We start from the raw sequence: 20,532 nt of genomic DNA, 5'->3' as shown, positions 1-20,532 counted from the left end.
AGAATATTTGATGAGACTATAATTTTTAGTACATTATAAAATATTAAGTACTAATTATAAATATTTAGTTTGATATTATACTGCATCACAAATATTATTCAGCAATAAATTTGAACATATAATAAAAAATCATTAAACTCTTTATGAATATACAAAAATAAGGAATAATTAAATATGCTATCGAAAAAACTATTAAATGCTTTAAATGATCAATTTAACTACGAATTAGAATCTGCAAATATTTACCTAGCTATGGCTGGTTATACAGAAGATCTTGGCTTAGGTGGTTTTACAAACTGGTTTATGGCTCAGTATGAAGAAGAACTTTTCCATGCTAAGAAAATCATGAAATTTATCAATGATAAAAATGGTCGTATTGAAGTAAAATCAGTAGCTGCGCCACAAAATAACTTTAGTTCTTTACTTGAGGTTTTTGAAACAACTCTTAAGCATGAAGAAGAAGTTACTACTAAGTTTTATGACTTGATGGACATTGCATTAGAAGAAAGAGAACACTCTACGAAAAGTTTCTTACAATGGTTTATCGATGAGCAAGTTGAAGAAGAAGCTACAGTTTGCGATATGATTAATAAAATCAAACTTGTTAAAGATAGCGGCTTATATCTACTTGATCAAGAGGCTGCTAAAAGAAGCTTCAACGCTCCTTCTTTAGGCTAATCTATTATACAAAATCTATATTTCTTGCCTTCATATATTTTATCATTGCAAATGTTAAAAAACATATAACAATTCCAATTACTAATATTGTAGTTCCCATATTTAAAAAGTAATTTTGATATATTGTAGCGCTTGCAAAAGTTGATACACCATCTTTAGGTAAAGCAACAACCTGGTTTACTAAACCTGTAATAGAATTTGATAATGAGCATGCTATATACCATGCTCCCATTGCAAAGCCCATAGTTTTAGAATCACAATATATTCCAATCATGCTTAAACCAACAGCACTTACAAATAATTCTGCTATTGAAAGTAAGACAAATGTGAGTCCAATATAGTTACCATTTATAACACCAGTTGAGGTATTTAAAAAAGCATAATATAGAACTAGAAGTGAAATTGCTGATAATAAAACTCCTACGGCAAATTGATACGGTATATAAAATCTTGGTATAAGAGGATAAATTTTAATTAATGCCATTCCACCAAAAATTATTATAATTGGGTTTATCAAATTATAACTTGCTGGTTTAACTGTTAAGCCTAAAAGGTTTAAATCAGAGTTATTTTTAGCTAAAAGTATTAATGTTGAACCCATTTGATTATAAACAACAAAAAATACTACTGCTATCACAATCAAAAATAGTCCAATTACTTGTTTAATTCTTACTTCCGCTTTTAACCCTGTGACTGTTCTTAATAAGAAAGCTAACAAACAAATAATACTAATCGTGCCTAAAATAACATTAGCCTGATTTGGAATTTGATAAAATATAAGAGTTAATACATAAGCTGCTACTAAATATGAGATAACTATAAGCTTTGATTTGTAAGGCATAGGATCTTTATCAATTTTATCGACAACATTATCATACATCTCAAAACGATAATAAAAGTTTAGCGCTGCGATAGTCTTACCAACAAAAACTATTGCTAAAATTGCTAAAGCCCCATATTTATAGCCTATCAATATCGGTGAAACAGTAAACGCTATTAGGCTTCCTAAGTTTATCGCAATATAAAATGAAGTCATAGCTCCTTTTGCTGCTTTAAAATCTGTACTATATATTTTAGATACCATACCTGAAGATGTGCCTAAAAATAAAGATGAACTAGCAGGAATTAAAGCATAAGAAAATATAAAGAACTCATTCGTGTATTGAACAAAAAAACCACTTATAAAAATAAGCAAATAACTAAAAGCCATAAGTAAGCTACCTACTAAAATAGCTCTTCTTAATCCTAAATATCTATCTGCTATATATCCACCTATCATGAGAATAGCATATCCCATAGCTTGACTAACTCCTTGGAATGAGTAAGCTCGATGCTCTGAAAAGCCCAAACCATAATGAGCTGTTGATTTAGTCAGATATAAGATTAATATAGATATAAGGCTATAAGTTGCAAACTGTCCCCAAAATGTAATAGCCGCAATTGTAAAGCTTTGCTTGGATTTTAGATCTTTAAACATTGTGTTTCCTAATAACAATAAATTTTATATTAATCTCTTTTTATAAAGAAATAAAACATAAATTAATAAATTTGCTATTTTTTTAACTTCTCATTGTTATGTTTATCTAATCTCAATAAATGATATAATTAGTAAAAATATAAAAACTATACAAATAATTTATTATGAAAATATATTTGTACCATCATTGTCCTTTTTGTATAAAAGTAAGACTAGTTGCAGATTTAAGTAAACTAGACTATGAAATGATATTTTTAGCAAATGATGATGAAAAATCTCACATAGATAGAATTGGATCTAAGCAAGTACCATTTTTAGAAAAAGATGATGGTAGCTTTATTAAAGAAAGTGATGAGATATGTAATTATATCGCTAAGTTACAAGATTTTGAAATAGCTACATCAACTATAGATAATGTTGTCAAAGAATACATTTCTGAATTAGCTCCTCATTATCGCAGAGTTGTATATCCTCGTATACCTCATCATCCAGCTAATGAGTGCGATTTTCCTACCCAAAGTGCTAAAGACTATTTTATAAATAAAAAATCTCAGTACATTGGTGATATGGATACCCTACTAAAAAACCCTCCTTATGACTCAATAAAAGCTATAAATAAACTATTAGAAGAAATTGATCCCTATGTGAAAACTCCATTTATTAATGGTGAGAGCTTCTCTTGGGATGATATCAATATTTTTCCAATATTCTTTATTTTAACAATGGCGAAAGGACTTATTGAAATACCTAATAATGTAGCTAATTACATAAAAAGTATAGAAAGTAAAACAAACATAAAATTATATTAATATGATTACATCAGTAGATTCGATTGATAAAGTATTACCTCAAACTCAATGCCAAAAATGCACATATGAAGATTGCTATAGTTATGCTAAAGCTATAACAAATGGTGAAAAACATAATAAATGTATCACAGGTGGAAAAAAAACGCTTAAAGAGTTATCAAAATTATTAAATAGACCTGAGATTCCACTAGATAGCACTCTAGGTCAAGAAAAACCACGAGCTGCTGCAAAAATTGATGAATCAATGTGTATTGGTTGTATGAAATGTATATTAGCATGTCCTGTCGATGCAATCTCTGGAACAAAAAAATTAATGCATACGGTGATTGAATCAGAGTGCACAGGTTGTGAGCTTTGTATTGAACCATGTCCTATGGACTGTATTTCTCTAGTAGATATTGCACAAGAAAAACAACCTATAAATCTATCTGAAGATGAGTATGAAACTCAAAAAGATTACTATCGTAATAGGTATGATTTTCATAAACAACGAGTTGAACAATCAAAATCTAAACAACGAGATGTTTATAAAAATATTGCTACAGCTCAAGAAATGGATAAAAAAGCATATATCGCTGCTTCATTAGCTAAATTTAGAAATAAAAAGAAAAAGCCAAGTGTAGATGAATAAGCAGAAAAGAATCCAAATATTTGAAACTTGGAAACAAAATGATCCTAGTCCAACTACAGAGCTTGAATATACAAGTAATTTTGAGCTTTTAGTAGCTGTAATATTATCTGCTCAAGCTACAGATGTTAGTGTTAACAAAGCAACTGAAGTTTTATATAAAGTTGCTAATACTCCTGAGCAAATATATGCACTAGGCGAGCAAAAATTAGCTGAATACATAAAATCAATAGGACTTTATAAAACAAAAGCTAAAAATGTTATTGCGACATGTAAGGATCTTATTGAAAAATTTGATAGCCAAGTACCTGAAAATTTTGATGATCTAATTTCTCTAGCTGGGGTAGGAAGAAAAACTGCTAATGTGGTTTTAAATACTGCTTTTGGTAAACCTACTATGGCTGTGGATACTCATATTTTTAGGTTAGCAAATCGTATTCCTCTTGCTAAAGGTAAAAATGTTAATGAAGTTGAAAAGAAACTTCTTCGTGTTATACCAAAAGAATACCTCCAAGATGCCCATCATTGGATAATATTACATGGTAGATACATATGTACTGCACAAAAACCAAAATGTCGAAACTGTATTATATATAACTACTGTGAGTTTAAAGATAAGGAAAAATACATATGATTTTTTCTCAAGATAGGCTTCAGCTACGCAAACTTTTCATAGATAGCTGGGATAAATTTCAAAATAAACAACCACTAACTGCTATTGAAGAGCAAATTGCTAGAATCATAGAACTACATCCTGAATATCATAAGGAAATTGTTTTTGATAATGTTGATAAAGACTACTCTCCAGAAATGGGACAGATAAATCCTTTCTTACATATCAGCTTACATCTAGCTATAATCGAGCAAGTTCAAACTAATCGCCCATTTGGTATAAATGAAACTTACTATAAACTAGTTAATAAATATAATAATGATGAGCATAAAGTACATCATCTTATGATAGACTATTTAGCTGAAGAGATGTGGAAATCTCAAAAATATAATACTCTACCTAATGAAAATGAGTATTTGATAAAACTACAAGAATTACTACTTAAATAGATATGAAAAAAACCTTAGACCTTTCAAAAGTAAATATTCATTTTAAACAACCAAGTGGTATACATATTATTGCTTTTATGGTTTTTTGTTTATGTCTAGCTATAGCACCTTCAATAACAGTTCTTAGCCAGTATGGTAAAATTGATTTCTTCTATAATCGTGATGATCATCTTTTTGTAATATTCTTTGCCGGAATTTTTGGCTGTATTAGTAATTACTTTTTTGGCTCAACTAAATCAATAATTCATGGTTTACAGTTTACAATAGTTGCTGTTGCATTATCTTTTGTCCATAATATGCTTCTTTTTAGCTGTGCTGCTTTGTGGATTGGAATAGCAACAGTTCTAGTAAACTTAATTTTCAACTTATCTGCATTTTACCTAAAAACTGATTTACGTCGGTTATATGGATTTATTGGAGTATATTCAAGTGCTCTACTAGGTATTGCTGTCGGAACCGCTATATACTTTATAGTTTTTAACAACTTATTCTATTTTAAGATATTCTACTTGATAGTCGCTATATTCCTATTAATATTTTTCTTAAAAAATAGTTATCGACTAAACACCTCTTTAACAAACCAAACAGAGAGAGTTAATATTAGCTTCTATGGAGTTCTTACAATATTTTTTATCTTCTCTCTTATTCTATTTTATCTATTTCTACACCTTAAAGTTTTTAGTAGCTTTAACCTAATTATACTACCTGTATCTTTAATATATTTACATATCTTGACTGTTTCTAATAATAAAGAAAATGGTATAAATCTTCTAAAATACATCTATTTCAGCTTAGCTTTAATAATTGTAAATAAAGTGATTTATCTTAATTTCTTAAAGTATGAAAATCTAGTAAACTCGATAAACCCAGCATACTTAAACTCTTCACTTAGTACTTTTCTATTTCTAATAGCTGGCTATCTTATGTGCTTGCTAATATATGCAGGATGGAGATTTAATCTTATAACATTAAAAATAGAGTCAATTGTTAATACTCGTTTAATTAAAGCTATGCTATATATAGAAATTATTAGAGTATTTATGATTGCTGTCGGTGTTTTTGCTGGTGATAGATTAATTAGTAACCTGATGCTAATATTTGCAACACTTTTAGCTTTGGTTTTAAATGTACTAATAGTTCCTATCTACTTCTCGCTTGGAAAAATACTAGCCGGCGGTAAAAATGAAGCCGTCACAACAACTCTGCTTTACTTAATCTTCTCATCATTAATATTTGTGTCATTTTTATATGATATTTATATCAGTATTTAGAAATAAGCACTTGAAAAATTCTTTTTACACTCCATATTTAAGATTATAGATTTATGGTATAATCCATATCGAGTTAATACTTTATTTACACTATATAAGACTAGTTAAAAGGAGAAAAAATGAATAACTTTGAAAATAACACTCGTGTAATAGACTCTCTATCACAAGAGTCTGCTCTAAGAGCGAATAAGGTTCTTAGAAACACATACTTACTACTATCAATGACACTACTATTTAGTGCTCTTACAGCATTTGTAGCTATGAATACTGGTGCTGCAATTATGAATCCTATTCTAATGTTAGTAGTTTATATTGGTTTATTGTTTGGTATCAATGCAACAAAAAACTCTCCTTGGGGTATTGTTTTAACTTTTGCATTAACAGGACTACTTGGCTACTCTCTAGGTCCAATACTAAATCTATATATCCATCAGTTTAAAAATGGTGCTGAACTAATAATGATGGCATTTGGTACTACTGGACTTATATTTTTAGGCTTATCTGCTATATCTATGAGCCCAGCTAGAAACTTCAATAGAGTTGGTTCATTCTGTGCAATAGGTGCTATTGTTGCTATCGTTGCTTTAGTACTAAATATATTTTTACAAATACCTGCTTTAGGCTTTGTAATTTCAATAGTATTTGCATTTATCTCTGGTGGGTTTATTCTATGGCAAACAAATGCTATTGTTAGAGGTGAAGAAACTAACTATATACTAGCTACAGTAAACATCTATGTTTCATTATTCAATATCTTCATAACTCTATTGCAAATCTTTGGTGCAGTTGCTGGTGATAGAGACTAATTTATATTATCATTTATCTTATAATTTTTTTAATCTAATATTTTCTAATGCTCAACAATCAAATATCTGCAAAAGATACTATTGTATCTAATGCTTATGGATCATCTTTTAGTATCTTATTTAATGAGTACCTAAAACAAAATACTAAATTTAATCTAATAATTGCTGAAGATTCTCAACAAGCACATAAAATATATGATGAACTAAAATATCTAAATAAAAGTTCAAAAATTGAAGTTTTATATTTTCCTAATCTAGAAATACTTCCTTATGATAGATTCTCAGCTGCTATAGATATTATATCTAGACGTCAAGAAATTTTGCATAAGCTTACACAAAATCCTAGAAATACAGTCGTTGTTACAAGTATCTCAAATACTTTACGAAAGCTCGCCCCTGCTAAATTTATAAAGGAACACAGTTTAATACTTAGAACTGGACAAATATTAGATATAACTAAGCAAAAAATGCTCTTAACTGAAGCTGGATATACTTTAGTAAATAACGTTTTTGAAAAAGGTGAATTTAGTATTCGAGGTAGTATTATTGATATATTCCCAGTTGGTTCAAAAATAGCCTACCGAATAGATTTATTTGATGATGAAATTGATACTATCAAAGAGCTTGATACAGAAACTCAACGCTCTGGTAAAGAAATAAAATCAATTAATATTATGCCTTCACATGAGTTGATTTATGATAGCCAAAATACTAACCTAGCATTAGAAAAACTTGAAGTATTCTGTGGTAAAAGCTCTCTAAACTCAACTATTGCAACATATATAGAAAATAATGAATACTTCAACGGTATAGAGTTTTACCTACCATTATTTTATACAGCGCTTGCAAGCATTTTTGATTATTTACCAGAATCTACTAATGTTCATTTAATAGATAATATCAGTAATTCTATAGAAGCTTTTACAGAAGAAGTCAGGTTTAGATATGATGAGCTTAAACATGATATTGATAGACCGATCTTACATTACCAAGAGCTTTTTTATTCTCAAAAAGAAGTAAAAGCTATTTATGACAAATTTCCAACCATCAAGTGGTTTCAACAAACAAAATCTAAATCAAAAACTTTAAAAGTAAATCATTTAGATAAAATTTCAGCAAACTACAAACTTGCAAATCCCTTTAGAGATTTACAGCAACTCTTAGATAAATCCAACTTTAAAAAAGTTGTTTTTTCTACTGATTCAAATGGTCGTGCTGAAGTTCTTTTAGAGCATTTAAATAAATTACAGCTAAATATAAAAATTGCCAAAAGTTTTGATGATGCTCTTATACTTGATGATAAGTTTTGTTTAATAGTTTCACCTTTCCAAGAAGGTGTAATTATAGATAATCAAATTGCTTTAATTACAGAAGCAGATTTATTTCCAGAGCATATTCAAAATACTGTTAAAATATCTGAACACGATCATCACCCTACTGTCGATTTAAAAGACTTAACCGATCTAAAACCGGGCATGCATGTTGTACATATAGATCATGGTATTGGTAGATATGAAGGCTTAGAAAGTATTGAGCTAAACGGCAAAAAAGATGAGTTTATCTTACTTCTGTATGCAAATGACGCCAAAATCTATGTGCCAATAACATCATTAAACTTGATCTCGATCTATAACTCATCTTTAACTGAGAAAATAGCTCTAAATAAGCTTGGCTCAGATAAATGGAAGAAACAGAAAGAAAAGACTATCAAGAAAATCATTGATGTTGCAGCAAATCTTCTAGAAATCTATGCCAAAAGAGAAATGCGTCAAGGCTTTAGTAATTCTCTAGATGAGGAAGATTATTTAAGATTTTGTGCTGATTTTCCTTATGAAGAAACCCCTGATCAGCTTTTAGCAATTAATGATGTTTTCAAGGATATGATTTCAGCAAAACCTATGGATAGACTAATTTGTGGTGACGTTGGCTTTGGTAAAACTGAAATTGCCATGCGAGCAGCTTTTTTAGCTACGCAAAATCAAAAACAAGTAGCAATATTAGTACCTACAACTATCTTAGCTCAACAACACTATAATAGCTTTAGAGATAGGTTTGCTAACACAGCTGTAAATATCGAAGTTATAACTCGTTCAAAAACAGCTAAAGCTCAAGAGCAACTTTTTGAAAACCTTAAAAATGGCACTGTTGATATAATTATAGGAACACATAAATTAATCTCATCAAAGATAGATTTTAAAAACTTAGGCTTACTAATTATAGATGAAGAACATCGCTTCGGTGTTGCCCAAAAAGAAAAGTTAAAATCACTAAAAGCAGAAATTGATATTTTAACAATGTCTGCAACGCCAATACCGCGTAGTTTAAGTATGGCATTTTCTGCTTTGAGAGATTTATCAATTATAGCTTCTCCTCCAGCGAAACGCTTATCTGTGAAAACATTTGTTAAAGAATATGATAATAACATTATTCGTGAAGCTGTAAGTCGTGAAACTATTCGTGGTGGACAAATATTTTATTTATACAACAAAGTAGAAACTATTCAAAAGAAAAAAGAGATTCTTCAAGAGTTATTCCCGCGTCTAAGAATAGCTATAGCTCATGGACAGATGAGTGAAAAAGAGATCCAGAAAATTATGTTTGATTTTAAACATAATAAATATCATATTCTACTTTGTACTACAATTATTGAGACTGGTATTGATATACCAAATGCAAATACTCTAATTATCGAAGATGCTAATAATCTAGGTCTTGCACAGCTTCATCAACTAAGAGGTAGAGTTGGTAGAGCTCATCATCAAGCTTATGCTTATATGCTTATACCTAGTGAAACTGGTATTACTAAAGATGCAGTCAAAAGACTAGAAGCTATTGGTAGCACAAAATCTCTAGGTGGTGGCTTTACGTTAGCTAATCACGATTTAGAAATTCGTGGTGCTGGAGAAATATTAGGTAAAGAACAAAGTGGTAATATTGATGGTATTGGTCTAAACCTTTATATGGATTTATTGGATAAAACAATCGCTAATCTAAAAGCTGGAAAAGAGCTCAATATCGAAGAAGTAATTAATTCAACTATATGTGAAGTTGAGCTCAATATCCCGACTCTAATCCCTGATTACTATATCCACGATGTAAATACACGATTAAATATTTACAAACGTATATCAAAAGCTGATCATAAAAATCTAGTAAATATCAAAATTGAGCTTATAGATCGTTTTGGTAAGTTACCTTTAGAGGTTATATATCTTTTAAAAGTTGCTCATATTAAGATAGATGCCATTGCATTAGGAATTGGTCAAATCAAAATGTTTGCTACTTCAGGTAAAATTAGTTTTTCTGATACTTCAAAGTTTGAGCCTCAGAAAATAATAAAATTAATACAATCTCAACCTGCTGACTTTAGACTTACAAAAGAGCAAGACTTACTAATTACAAAAGCAACTAAGACTGCTGAACAGAGAATTGAATTTGTTGAGAATTTTTTGAAGAAGATAAGTTAAAAATATCAATAACAATATGCCTATAAAAGACTATTTTGTAATATCAAAAACCTTAACATCTATAGATAAACTTTCACTACCACTACCTCGATAGATTGTTCCTGTTGTTGGAGTAGCATCAATATATGTTCTGCCACAAGCTATACGCACATGATCACTATTTACTTCACAACCATTTGTAGGATCATATCCTATCCAACCAACCCATGGAATATACAGTTCTACCCATGCATGCGTAGCATCACTCATCGCCGTATTACTATAATGCCCACCATTAAATATATAACCAGTTCGATAACGCGCTGGAATACCTAAAAGCCTTGCTAGACAAATAAATAAATTTGAGAAATCTTGACAAACACCCTCTCTACTAACATAAACATCATAAGCAGTAGTTGTAAAATTAGTAGATCCTGAAACATAATTATATTCATAATAAATAGTTCTATTTATATCATCTAACACTGCCATAATATCACTGTCATTTCTTTTAACAAATGAGACTGCATATTCCATTAACTCCTCAAGTTGAGTTTGTGGTAGCTCTACAGACAGTAAATACGGCGTCATCATTTGTCTCTGCCATGGCATCCATGTTATTGGCATTGTTGTCCGTGTACTTATAGATCTTTTACGTACACTATGATCTGTGCTTACAGCAACCTTTGCTTTCATTTCTATTATGAATTCTTTATAGGGCTCTTTAGTTTTTAAAAATACAACATCGTTACCAAAAACATCAGTATACTCTTCTTGATCACATGCTACAGATATATTCAGATCATAATCAAGAATTCTCTGTTTTGTATCAACGATTGGTTTCATACGAATATTATGTTTACTTAAAGTTACTGGAAATTCATAAGTATATTTTGTGGTATGGATAATCTCTAAGATCCTCTCAGGAACTTTAAGTCCCTTATTTTCAATAGGAACATTTAATTGTTGAGGCTGATATTTATGTCCTCCAAAATTACTACTATTTTTATCACTATTCCATACAATACGTCCATGAGAAGCTACCACCATTTGACCTGGTAATAATTTTCGCCACTTGTCTTTTACATTAACATTATTTGAAAATATTGTATAAGTCCTAAGTCCATCCTCATATAAGCCTGTAGCTATATTTATATATCCCACATCTAAATTATTAGCATTTCTTGGTGGGAAAAATTTCTGATAATAAATCGGATTAAAATCTTCTTTATCTTGATAAACTATTGTTATATCACCATTAGATAGAACCAAATTTACCTGTCCTACTTCATTGACTTGTTTCAATAATTCATGAATATAAAAAAGACTATCATCATCTAACTCTCTTATATTTTTCTTTCTTAGCTGAGATAAAACCCAGCATAATATATACTCAGAATCCGTTTTGCCTACAGGCTCATAGTCAGAAAAGCTTAAGGGCAAGGTACTTTGATATACTCTATTTAAATCACCATTATGAACAATAGTCCATTCTCTACCAGCATGTGGCTTCATAAAAGGTTGAAGATTCAGACTAGTTTTATCAAATAAACTATGGCTGTAAATGTGTCCAATAAAAGTACTAGAGCAAAAATTAGGATTATCTTCAAAAAAAGTACTTAAAGAATCTACATTCTCAACATAGCTATCTTTTAAAATAGAAACAGCATTATGATCATTACTATACCAACCTATCCCCCACATGAACTCTTGTAAAGTTTCTGCATTATCGGCTAAAAAATTAATCCTAGGTGATATTGGACAATCCGAAGATATAGCCAAGATATTACTAAACATTAGATATTTTTCCTTTTATTTCTACCCTTCTAACATTGCTACGTAGAAATCTACATCAGATATAAAGAATTCTTTTGAGATAATAGTCGTCAGTTCCGCCATTGAGTTTATTATATAAGTAATAAATTCATGATTTTTTTCTAATAACGATTCTGTCGAGTTATTTTCAATATATTTTATTATTTCTTCTACTTTTTCTCTTGATTGCATGCCTATTTTAGTTGAGTGATAGTCATATGACATTCTTTTCAATACAGCAAGACAATCATTTAAACAAAAAGCAATAGTTCTAGGATAATCATCTGATTTTAGCAAAAATTCTGCTACGTCTTTTCTATTAATATCTAAATCCGCCTTACGCATGAATGCATCTTTAGACATAGTATTTAATAACATTTCTTGCCAATATTGAGACTCATCCATGCTTTCATTTTTTGATGCAAGGCTTATATCTCTTTGATGATGAATATCTCCAAGTCTTAATGTAAAATCAACTCTCTCAATAAGCATGCCTAACTTCATAAAATTATAAGTATCATTTCTCAAAATAAAGTTATGATAAAACCCTATCCATAGAAAACAAAATTTAATAATCTTCTTACAGAAGTCATCTAGATTTATCATAGAAAACCTATGTGTTTCGGCTGAGTTGGCCCACAACCATAACTCATTTATTTCTTCCCACATATCTGCTGCAATTAAATCTCTAATTATCCTAGCATTTTCACGTGCTGAAGATAATGATGAATATATTGAAAATGGATTTTCTCTATCCCAAATTAAAAACTCTTGAATCTTTTTAGCATTAGATACAGCACTATAACCATATCTTTTGATGAACTCATCTTTACATCCTAATACGACTATCAAAGGATACCAAATATCTTCTGCATCTCCATATATCTCAAGCTCTACATTATATGCTACATTTATAGCATTTGTTAACATTTGCACCCTTTCGATATTTCTACTTAACCAAAAACAATTCTCTGCTGTACGAGATATCATCATTTTTTATCTCTCCCTAAAACCCAAGTATCTTTTGAACCACCACCTTGACTAGAATTCACAACATATGACCCTTCTTTAAGAGCTACTCTTGCAAGCCCTCCTGGTAAAACCCATGTATTTTTACCTGTAACTAAAAATGCTCTTAAATCAACCCTTCTAGGTACCACTTTTCCATTTATAAATGTTGGACTTGTAGACAACTCAACTAGCGGTTGGGCAATATAAGCTCTTGGTTTTTCTTTTATTTTAACTGCAAATTCTTGTAACTCTTCAGCTGTAGCTTGAGGTCCAATCAACATACCATAGCCACCAGAACCATTAGCCTCTTTCACAACTAATTTATCAAGATTACTTAAGACATAATTCCTATCGTTTTCCTCACTACAAAAAAATGTTTTAACTTGAGCTAATATTGGTTTTTCATTTAGGTAATATTCAATCATTTTATGCACATATGGATATATTGCTTTATCATCGGCTATACCATTACCTACAGCATTTGCCAGAACAACATTACCAGCCTTATATGCTTCGATTATACCAGGTACGCCTAGCATACTTTCAGGATTAAAGAATTCTGGATCTAAGAACTTATCATCTATTCTTCTGTAAATTACCGTTACAAGCTTAGGCCCTTTTGTAGTTTTAAGATACACGTAATTATTATGTACAAATAGATCTGTACCTTGAACTAGCTTACATCCCATTTTGCGAGCCAAATAGCTATGCTCAAAGTATGCTGAATTATATTGTCCCGGAGTCAATACTACACTTAAACCTTTTTTGCCATCGACAACTGGAGAGATACTTGAGAATGCTTTTCTTAATTCGGTTGGATAATCTACTACTTTTCTAATATTTGTATTTGCAAAAGCTTCTGGAAGTGCCTTAATTAAAGAATTACGATTTTCTAAGACATAAGATACTCCTGAAGGAGTCCTTACATTATCTTCTAGAACCATAAAGCCAGTTTCATCTTTGATAAGATCAATACCTGCTATATGACAATACACGCCATGAGGAGGTTTTACCCCTCGCATTTCTGGAAGGTATTCTTCAGATGATTCTACAAGTTCTCTTGGTATAACACCATCTTCAAGTATTTTTTGATCACTATATATATCATTTAAAAAAGCATTTAATGCTCTAAGTCTCTGTTTTAGTCCTTTCTCAAGTTCTTGCCACTCTTTTTTAGAGATCACTCTTGGGATCAAATCAAATGGAAAAATCTTCTCTGTACCTTCACTATTATCATAAACTGTAAACGTGACACCAGTTTTTAAAAAAGATGCATCAACGAATTTTTGTTTTTCATATAATGATTCTTCACTTAATTCATCTATAGTTTTAATCGCTTGATAAACATCATTGCGAACATTTCCTTCGCTAGAAAAAATTTCATCATATACTCCAGGATAAGGAGTATAACCAGAAAAAACACTACTATTTGACATATATGAGAAATCTCCAACTAAAATAATTTAATAAATTTAAAGCATTACAAATACTGACCTTTATACACAAGAACTTATATTCACTAATTTTAGTTTGACACAATATTATTATTTTCTCAATAAATCCGTATCTTTATAAGTTAGATTATATTCTCAAAGTTTAAGTTATTTATATCAATTAATAAGATAAAAATATGCTAAACTTCACTTAATTATCTAGAAAATAAATATTGTAAGGAAATTTTTTTGATATTTAGTAGAAATTTTTAAGCAGCTTTTCTATGATTCGCTATTTTAACATTTTGAGGAACATCACTAATAACTGACCCTTGCAAAGGTAAACAGTTTGTAATATTAATATCTATTACCTCTATTACATTCGCAAGTTTCTTAACTATCTTTTCAATCTTATCCTGAGTTCCATGAACAACAAGATTAAAATGAGAAATACCCTTATTAGCTGTTTCAAAAACTGTCAATTGCTCTATATTTATACGATTACGTGAAAGAACAGAAGAAATTCTTTGTAGCACGCAAAGGGTATTTTCAGTATTCATTGTTATAAAATATATATTTTCATTCATAGCGCTACTCCTCTATTCCTAATTTAGTATTACTAATTGATTCACCAGCAGGTACCATAGGGAAAACATTTTCCTGATTCTCCACCATTACCTCTAGTAAGTATGAACTATCTGAGTTAAGAAATCTAGCCATTGCATCTTTAAGATCTTTTCTTTCTTTAACTCTCTCACCTTCGATACCATAAGCTTCGGCAACTTTAACAAAATCAGGAGAAGATATATTTGTATAAGAATATCTACTTTCAAAGAATAATTCTTGCCACTGACGTACCATGCCCAAGAAAGTGTTATTTAATATTAATATTTTAACATTAATACCTTCTTGATTTAGCACCGCTAGCTCTTGAATATTCATTTGGAAACCACCATCACCTATTACAGCAACAACTGTTCTCTTATCCTTAACACCCATCTTCGCCCCAATAGCTGCAGGTAAAGCAAATCCCATAGTTCCTAATCCACCAGAACTAATATGAGAGTTAGTTTCTAAAAACTGGTAATATCTCGCAGCAATCATTTGGTGCTGTCCAACATCAGATACAACAATAGCTCTACCCTCTGTAGCTTTCGATAATAAACTTATTACCTCTGCCATTTTGATTTCACCAGAAGTTGGATTTGTTTCACTCTCAATAATAGCCTTAACCTCTTTTTGATGCTCAGATGCAAATACATCATGCCATCCTTGATGAGAATTATTTGCTATATATGGTAATAAACACGTTAATGCTTCTTTAGCATCAGCATTTATACCGATGTCTGCTTTGACGTTCTTGTTAATCTCAGAAGGGTCTATTTCAATATGAATAATCTTAGCATTCGGTAAATAATGTCCAAGATCACCTGTAACTCTATCATCAAACCTCATTCCGACAGCAATTACCACATCTGCTTCATTACAAAGTACATTAGCAGCATAATTACCATGCATTCCAAGCATACCTTTATATAGTTCATGGTTGTATGGAAATGCTGATAGCCCTAGTAAAGTACTTACTACAGGAATATTTCCTTTTTCTGCAATTTTTAAAACTGCTTCTTCAGCCCCAGATAACATAACACCATGTCCAGTTATCATTATAGGCTTTTTGGCATTGTTAATATACTCTGACGCTTTAAGGATATCATCCATATTTATAGTTGGTTTATGAAGCCACTTACCATGCTTATTGCCAACAGCATCTTCATATTCCATCATACCAACCTGAGCATCTTTAGTAATATCGATTAATACAGCACCCGGTCTTCCATTTGAAGCTATTTCAAAAGCTTTTTTAAAAACTTCTGGAATTTCATTAGGATCTGTAATTTGATAATTCCACTTAGTTGCTGCAACTGACATACCTATGATATCAGCCTCTTGGAAAGCATCTGTCCCTAGTAAAGGACTAAAAACTTGCCCTGTAATACAGACTATAGGAACAGAATCTATCTGTGCATCTGCTATACCTGTAATGAGGTTTGTTGCTCCAGGACCAGATGTTGCAATTGCAACACCAACTTTTTCAGTAGCTCTAGCATAACCTACCGCAGCATGAACTGCACCTTGCTCGTGTCTAACTAAAACATGATGAATTTGATCTTTTGATTCATGAAGAGCATCATAAGTGGGCATAATAGCTCCACCAGGATATCCGAATATACAATCAACGCCTTCTGCTTGAAGTGATTTTACTATGGCTTGAGAGCCAGTTATTTTCATACTTTAGCACTCTCCTTTCAATCTATTTTAATTTTATTCAATTTAAATATTTAGCAAACATATACTAAATATCTAGTACATTATAGTCATGGATTAGCTATATTTAAATAGAAAAGATGATTTTATTGATTTTTTTTATAAAAAATGCTAGAAAAGATATTTCTTTTAGTCTAAATCAGTTACACAACCTGTAGAAGCTGATGATACTGTTCTTATGTATCTCTTAAGAGTTCCACGAGATGCTTTTGGTTGTGGTTGTTGCCATTTTGATTTTCTTTGCGCTATTTCTTGGTCTGACAGCTCAACATCAATAACATTGTTAATAGCATCAATAGTGATCTTATCACCATTTTCAATCAAAGCTAACATTCCACCATCAAAAGCTTCAGGAGCTATATGTCCTACGATAAAACCATGAGAACCACCTGAAAAACGACCATCTGTAATCAAAGCAACATCTTGACCTAGTCCAGCACCCATTATTAAAGAAGTTGGTTTAAGCATCTCTGGCATACCAGGACCACCTTTAGGACCTTCATAACGAATAACGATTACATCACCTTTTTTAATTTTACCTTGTTCAACTGCAGCAACCATTTCTTCTTCTGAATCAAATACATTTGCTACACCCTTAAAGACTTCACCCTCTTTACCAGTAATTTTAGCAACTGACCCCTCAGGAGCTACATTACCTTTTAAGATTTGTAAATGTCCAGTTTTCTTAATAGGATTATCTAAACTTTGAATGATTCTACCATCATCAGAAAGATCCGCTACATTTGCTAAATTTTCAGCTAAAGTTTTACCTGTTACAGTCAAACAATCACCATGAAGCATACCTTCTTTTAGTAACATTTTCATAACCGCAGGAGTACCACCAACAGCATGTAAATCAGCCATTACATATTTACCACTTGGTTTAAAATCTGCTAATACTGGTGTTTTGTTAGCTATTTCTTGGAAATCATCTATATTAAGATCAACACCTACTGAGCTTGCTATTGCAAGTAGATGAAGTACAGCATTTGTAGATCCACCCATAACAGTGATTAACACCATAGCATTCTCAAAAGCTTTACGAGTCATAATATCTCTAGGTTTGATATCTAGCTCTAAAAGGTTTCTGATAGTTTCACCAGCTTTATCACATTCTTGTACTTTTTCTGGTGATGTCGCAGGAGTAGATGAGCTAAATGGTAAACTCATACCTAAAGCCTCAATAGCACATGCCATAGTATTTGCAGTATACATACCACCACAAGCACCAGCACCAGGACATGCTTTTTTAATAGTCTCTTGACGCTCTTGCTCTGTAATTTGCCCTGATAAACATGCTCCATAACTTTGGAAAGCTGTAACGATATCAATTGGTTTACCACGCATAACACCTGCTTGGATAGTACCACCATAGATAACAAATCCAGGTCTATTAAGTCTACCTAAAGCCATCATACAGCCAGGCATATTCTTATCACAACCAGGGATAGAAACTAAACCATCATACCAATGTGCTGACATTACAGTTTCAATAGAATCAGCAATAAGGTCTCTAGATTGTAATGAGTAGCTCATACCATCTGTACCCATTGAAATACCATCACTAACTCCGATAGTATTAAATCTCATTCCCTTTAAGTTTTCTTTCTCAACACTATTTTTGACAAATTGTGCTAATTGATTCAAATGCATATTACATGTATTACCTTCATACCATACACTAGCAATACCAACTTGTGGTTTATGCATATCATTATCATCCATGCCTGTACCATAAAGCATAGCTTGAGAAGCGCCTTGAGATTTATCTTCTGTAAGACGTCTACTATATTTATTTAATATTTTTTTCATAATTCACTCACCCTTAGACATATCTTATGCATAAGCAATATTATACGCATCAATAAATGCTTCAACCGAAGCTTGTATTATATCTGGAGATACTGATTTACCAATACTCTTTATACCTTCTTTCTCTAGACTCATTTCAACGTAAACAACGGCATCTGCACCCTGTCCACGTATCTTAACTTTATAGTCTGTTAGGTTATAAATAATATTGCTAGGACATGCTCTACATAAAGCATTTAAAACAGCATCAACAGGACCTACACCAGAGCAAGAAGCAAAATACAGTTGATCTGCAATCTTAACTGTAACTTCTGCCACAGATTTTTGATCAAGCTCAACATTGACTTTAAATGACTGGACATCAAGAATATTTTTACTCACAGCATCTGTCATCTCTGTAGCATCTTGAATAATATCCTGAATATCAGAAACACTAATTGTTTTACCTTTAACTAAGAATCTTTCAATTAACTCTCTAACCTTAGATAAAAATCCTTCATCATAGTTAGCTCCAAAAAGCTCGCCTAATGTTTTTTTGACTTCTTCTAAAGTTGGTAAACTATCAAACACCACTTCATTTTGCTCAATAAATAGCATTGTCTTATTATCAAAGAAATGACTATTGTAAAGTCTATCAAAATCAGTTTCTGACGGATGTATAATCGGTGGTTGGATTGCTGATTTGAGTACAACATTTGGATCTTTAAGCCCATCACCTGATAGAACACAAACTACTGTACTACCCTTTTGAAGCTTACCATCTTTGTATTTTTGAAGTAAATGAGCAATAGTTGATGCTGAAGCTAACTCAACAAATAATCCTTCTTTTGTTGATAATAAATACTGAGCCTCAAGCATTTTCATATCTGTAACTGCTGTTGATTCTCCACCAGTGTTATAAATAGCATCTATAGCCTTATCACCATCAATAGGATATGGCACTGCTATTGCAGTAGCAATTGTATTAGCAGCTTTTAGTGGTTCAACTCTATTTTGATTTTTTTGATATGCTCTAGCTAAAGTATCTGCTCCAGTAGATTGCACACCCGTAAGTTTTGGTAATGAGTTAATAAAACCTAGCTCTTTATATTCAGAGAAACCTTTATAGTAAGCTGTCATATTAGTACCACAACCAATTGGTACTATAACTTCATCTGGCACTTGGAAAAGAAGCTGATCAACCAACTCAAAAGCTGCCGTTTTTTGTCCCTCAACTCTAAAAGCATAATCCCCTGCAAGGAAGAAATCTTTTGACTTTGCAATATCAAAAGCTAACTTAGCAGCCGCATTATAACTTCCTTTTACCTGAACTATCTTACCGCCATATGACATCACTTGGGCTAACTTAGATGTTGCAACACCTTCTGGCACAATAATAAAACATGGCATTTTTGCAGCAGCTGCATAACAAGCACAAGATGCCGCCATATTACCTGTTGAAGCTAAAACTATACCTTTTGCACCTAATTCTTTAGCAACAGTGATATCTACTGCAGATCCTCTATCTTTAAATGATCCTGTAGGATTTTTACCCTCAACTTTAAAATAAAGATTTATACCTAACTCTTTACCTATAATTTTACTCTTTAATAATGGAGTAGGCGCCTCTCTAAGAGATACAAAACTTGATGGATCTTTTATGGGCATAAATGGTATGTATTTAGATAGACAAGGAGATGCTTGAGTAAAGTAGTCTTTATTAATTTTTTTGCTGATTTTGTCGATATCCATCTGGATTTCCCAGGGTTCATTTTCTCCAGCAAAAACAAAACTATCAGTAGAAACTTCTTCCTTTGTATAGAAATTTAGTATTTTGTACATTCTATAGAATTACCTCATAAATTTGATCATAGATTTATAAACTTACTTTATACTAATGCATTTTAAATAATAATTAAATAAAGTGTTTATGCTATTTTTTATTTCTAGTAAAAATATTCTGAAAACGTGAACATATTT

Annotated in this window: 16 protein-coding genes; 8 read left to right on the top strand and 8 right to left on the bottom strand. The window is 31.3% G+C overall.

Annotation, left to right across the window (positions count from 1 at the left end; all coding sequences use genetic code 11):
• Positions 1-174 precede the first annotated feature (174 nt).
• On the top strand, positions 175-678 hold the full coding sequence (locus FIP56_RS04470; RefSeq protein WP_192577756.1) for a ferritin: 504 nt from the start codon (positions 175-177) through the stop codon (positions 676-678).
• A 4-nt stretch (positions 679-682) separates the two neighbouring features.
• On the opposite strand, the gene FIP56_RS04465 is transcribed toward FIP56_RS04470, so the two are convergent.
• Complete coding sequence (locus FIP56_RS04465; protein WP_192577755.1) at positions 683-2,155, bottom strand: oligopeptide:H+ symporter; 1,473 nt, start codon at positions 2,153-2,155, stop codon at positions 683-685.
• 164 nt (positions 2,156-2,319) lie between these two features.
• Between FIP56_RS04465 and grxB the strand changes: the two genes are divergently transcribed.
• From grxB to mfd, 7 genes are all read left to right on the top strand, one after another.
• Complete coding sequence (grxB, locus tag FIP56_RS04460) at positions 2,320-2,964, top strand: glutaredoxin 2 (RefSeq protein WP_192577754.1); 645 nt, start codon at positions 2,320-2,322, stop codon at positions 2,962-2,964.
• Position 2,965: 1 nt separating this feature from the next.
• A complete protein-coding gene (locus FIP56_RS04455; protein ID WP_192577753.1) occupies positions 2,966-3,595 on the top strand; it encodes an RnfABCDGE type electron transport complex subunit B in 630 nt (209 codons plus the stop codon).
• Positions 3,588-4,226 (top strand): endonuclease III, encoded by a 639-nt coding sequence (gene nth / locus FIP56_RS04450; protein WP_192577752.1) that lies wholly within the window; start codon positions 3,588-3,590, stop codon positions 4,224-4,226. Before FIP56_RS04455 ends, nth begins: the two co-directional genes overlap by 8 nt.
• Positions 4,223-4,654, top strand: coding sequence for a DUF1841 family protein (locus FIP56_RS04445; protein ID WP_192577751.1), 432 nt, complete (start codon positions 4,223-4,225; stop codon positions 4,652-4,654). Before nth ends, FIP56_RS04445 begins: the two co-directional genes overlap by 4 nt.
• 2 nt (positions 4,655-4,656) lie before the next feature.
• Entirely contained in the window at positions 4,657-5,925 is a 1,269-nt protein-coding gene (locus FIP56_RS04440; protein WP_192577750.1) for a hypothetical protein, read from the top strand.
• Positions 5,926-6,044: 119 nt separating this feature from the next.
• Positions 6,045-6,731, top strand: coding sequence for a Bax inhibitor-1/YccA family protein (locus FIP56_RS04435; protein WP_192577749.1), 687 nt, complete (start codon positions 6,045-6,047; stop codon positions 6,729-6,731).
• 47 nt (positions 6,732-6,778) lie between these two features.
• Positions 6,779-10,198 carry a transcription-repair coupling factor gene (gene mfd, locus FIP56_RS04430; RefSeq protein ID WP_192577748.1) on the top strand — a complete coding sequence of 1,140 codons (3,420 nt, stop codon included), beginning with the start codon at positions 6,779-6,781 and terminating at the stop codon, positions 10,196-10,198.
• Between the two features lie 30 nt (positions 10,199-10,228).
• On the opposite strand, the gene FIP56_RS04425 is transcribed toward mfd, so the two are convergent.
• The 7 genes from FIP56_RS04425 to thrC form a co-directional block, all read right to left on the bottom strand.
• Positions 10,229-11,974: a class II glutamine amidotransferase gene (locus FIP56_RS04425; RefSeq protein ID WP_192577747.1), complete on the bottom strand. Its 1,746-nt coding sequence runs from the start codon at positions 11,972-11,974 to the stop codon at positions 10,229-10,231.
• 21 nt (positions 11,975-11,995) lie between these two features.
• Positions 11,996-12,922, bottom strand: coding sequence for an alpha-E domain-containing protein (locus FIP56_RS04420; protein WP_245323105.1), 927 nt, complete (start codon positions 12,920-12,922; stop codon positions 11,996-11,998).
• A gap of 59 nt (positions 12,923-12,981) precedes the next feature.
• On the bottom strand, positions 12,982-14,439 hold the full coding sequence (locus FIP56_RS04415; protein ID WP_192577745.1) for a circularly permuted type 2 ATP-grasp protein: 1,458 nt from the start codon (positions 14,437-14,439) through the stop codon (positions 12,982-12,984).
• A gap of 266 nt (positions 14,440-14,705) precedes the next feature.
• The gene (locus FIP56_RS04410; protein WP_192577744.1) at positions 14,706-15,023 is read right to left on the bottom strand and encodes an acetolactate synthase small subunit; all 318 of its coding nucleotides are present in this window, start codon (positions 15,021-15,023) and stop codon (positions 14,706-14,708) included.
• Positions 15,024-15,027: 4 nt separating this feature from the next.
• The gene (gene ilvB, locus FIP56_RS04405) at positions 15,028-16,725 is read right to left on the bottom strand and encodes a biosynthetic-type acetolactate synthase large subunit (protein WP_192577743.1); all 1,698 of its coding nucleotides are present in this window, start codon (positions 16,723-16,725) and stop codon (positions 15,028-15,030) included.
• 165 nt (positions 16,726-16,890) lie between these two features.
• The gene (gene ilvD / locus FIP56_RS04400) at positions 16,891-18,573 is read right to left on the bottom strand and encodes a dihydroxy-acid dehydratase (RefSeq protein WP_192577742.1); all 1,683 of its coding nucleotides are present in this window, start codon (positions 18,571-18,573) and stop codon (positions 16,891-16,893) included.
• A gap of 24 nt (positions 18,574-18,597) precedes the next feature.
• Positions 18,598-20,394 carry a threonine synthase gene (thrC, locus tag FIP56_RS04395; protein WP_192577741.1) on the bottom strand — a complete coding sequence of 599 codons (1,797 nt, stop codon included), beginning with the start codon at positions 20,392-20,394 and terminating at the stop codon, positions 18,598-18,600.
• Positions 20,395-20,532: the final 138 nt, after the last annotated feature.

Source organism: Francisella sp. LA112445 (assembly GCF_012224145.1).
Lineage (GTDB): Bacteria > Pseudomonadota > Gammaproteobacteria > Francisellales > Francisellaceae > Francisella.
The sequence above is the reverse complement of the archived record's forward strand: the minus strand, read 5'-3'. Positions and strand labels throughout refer to the sequence as shown.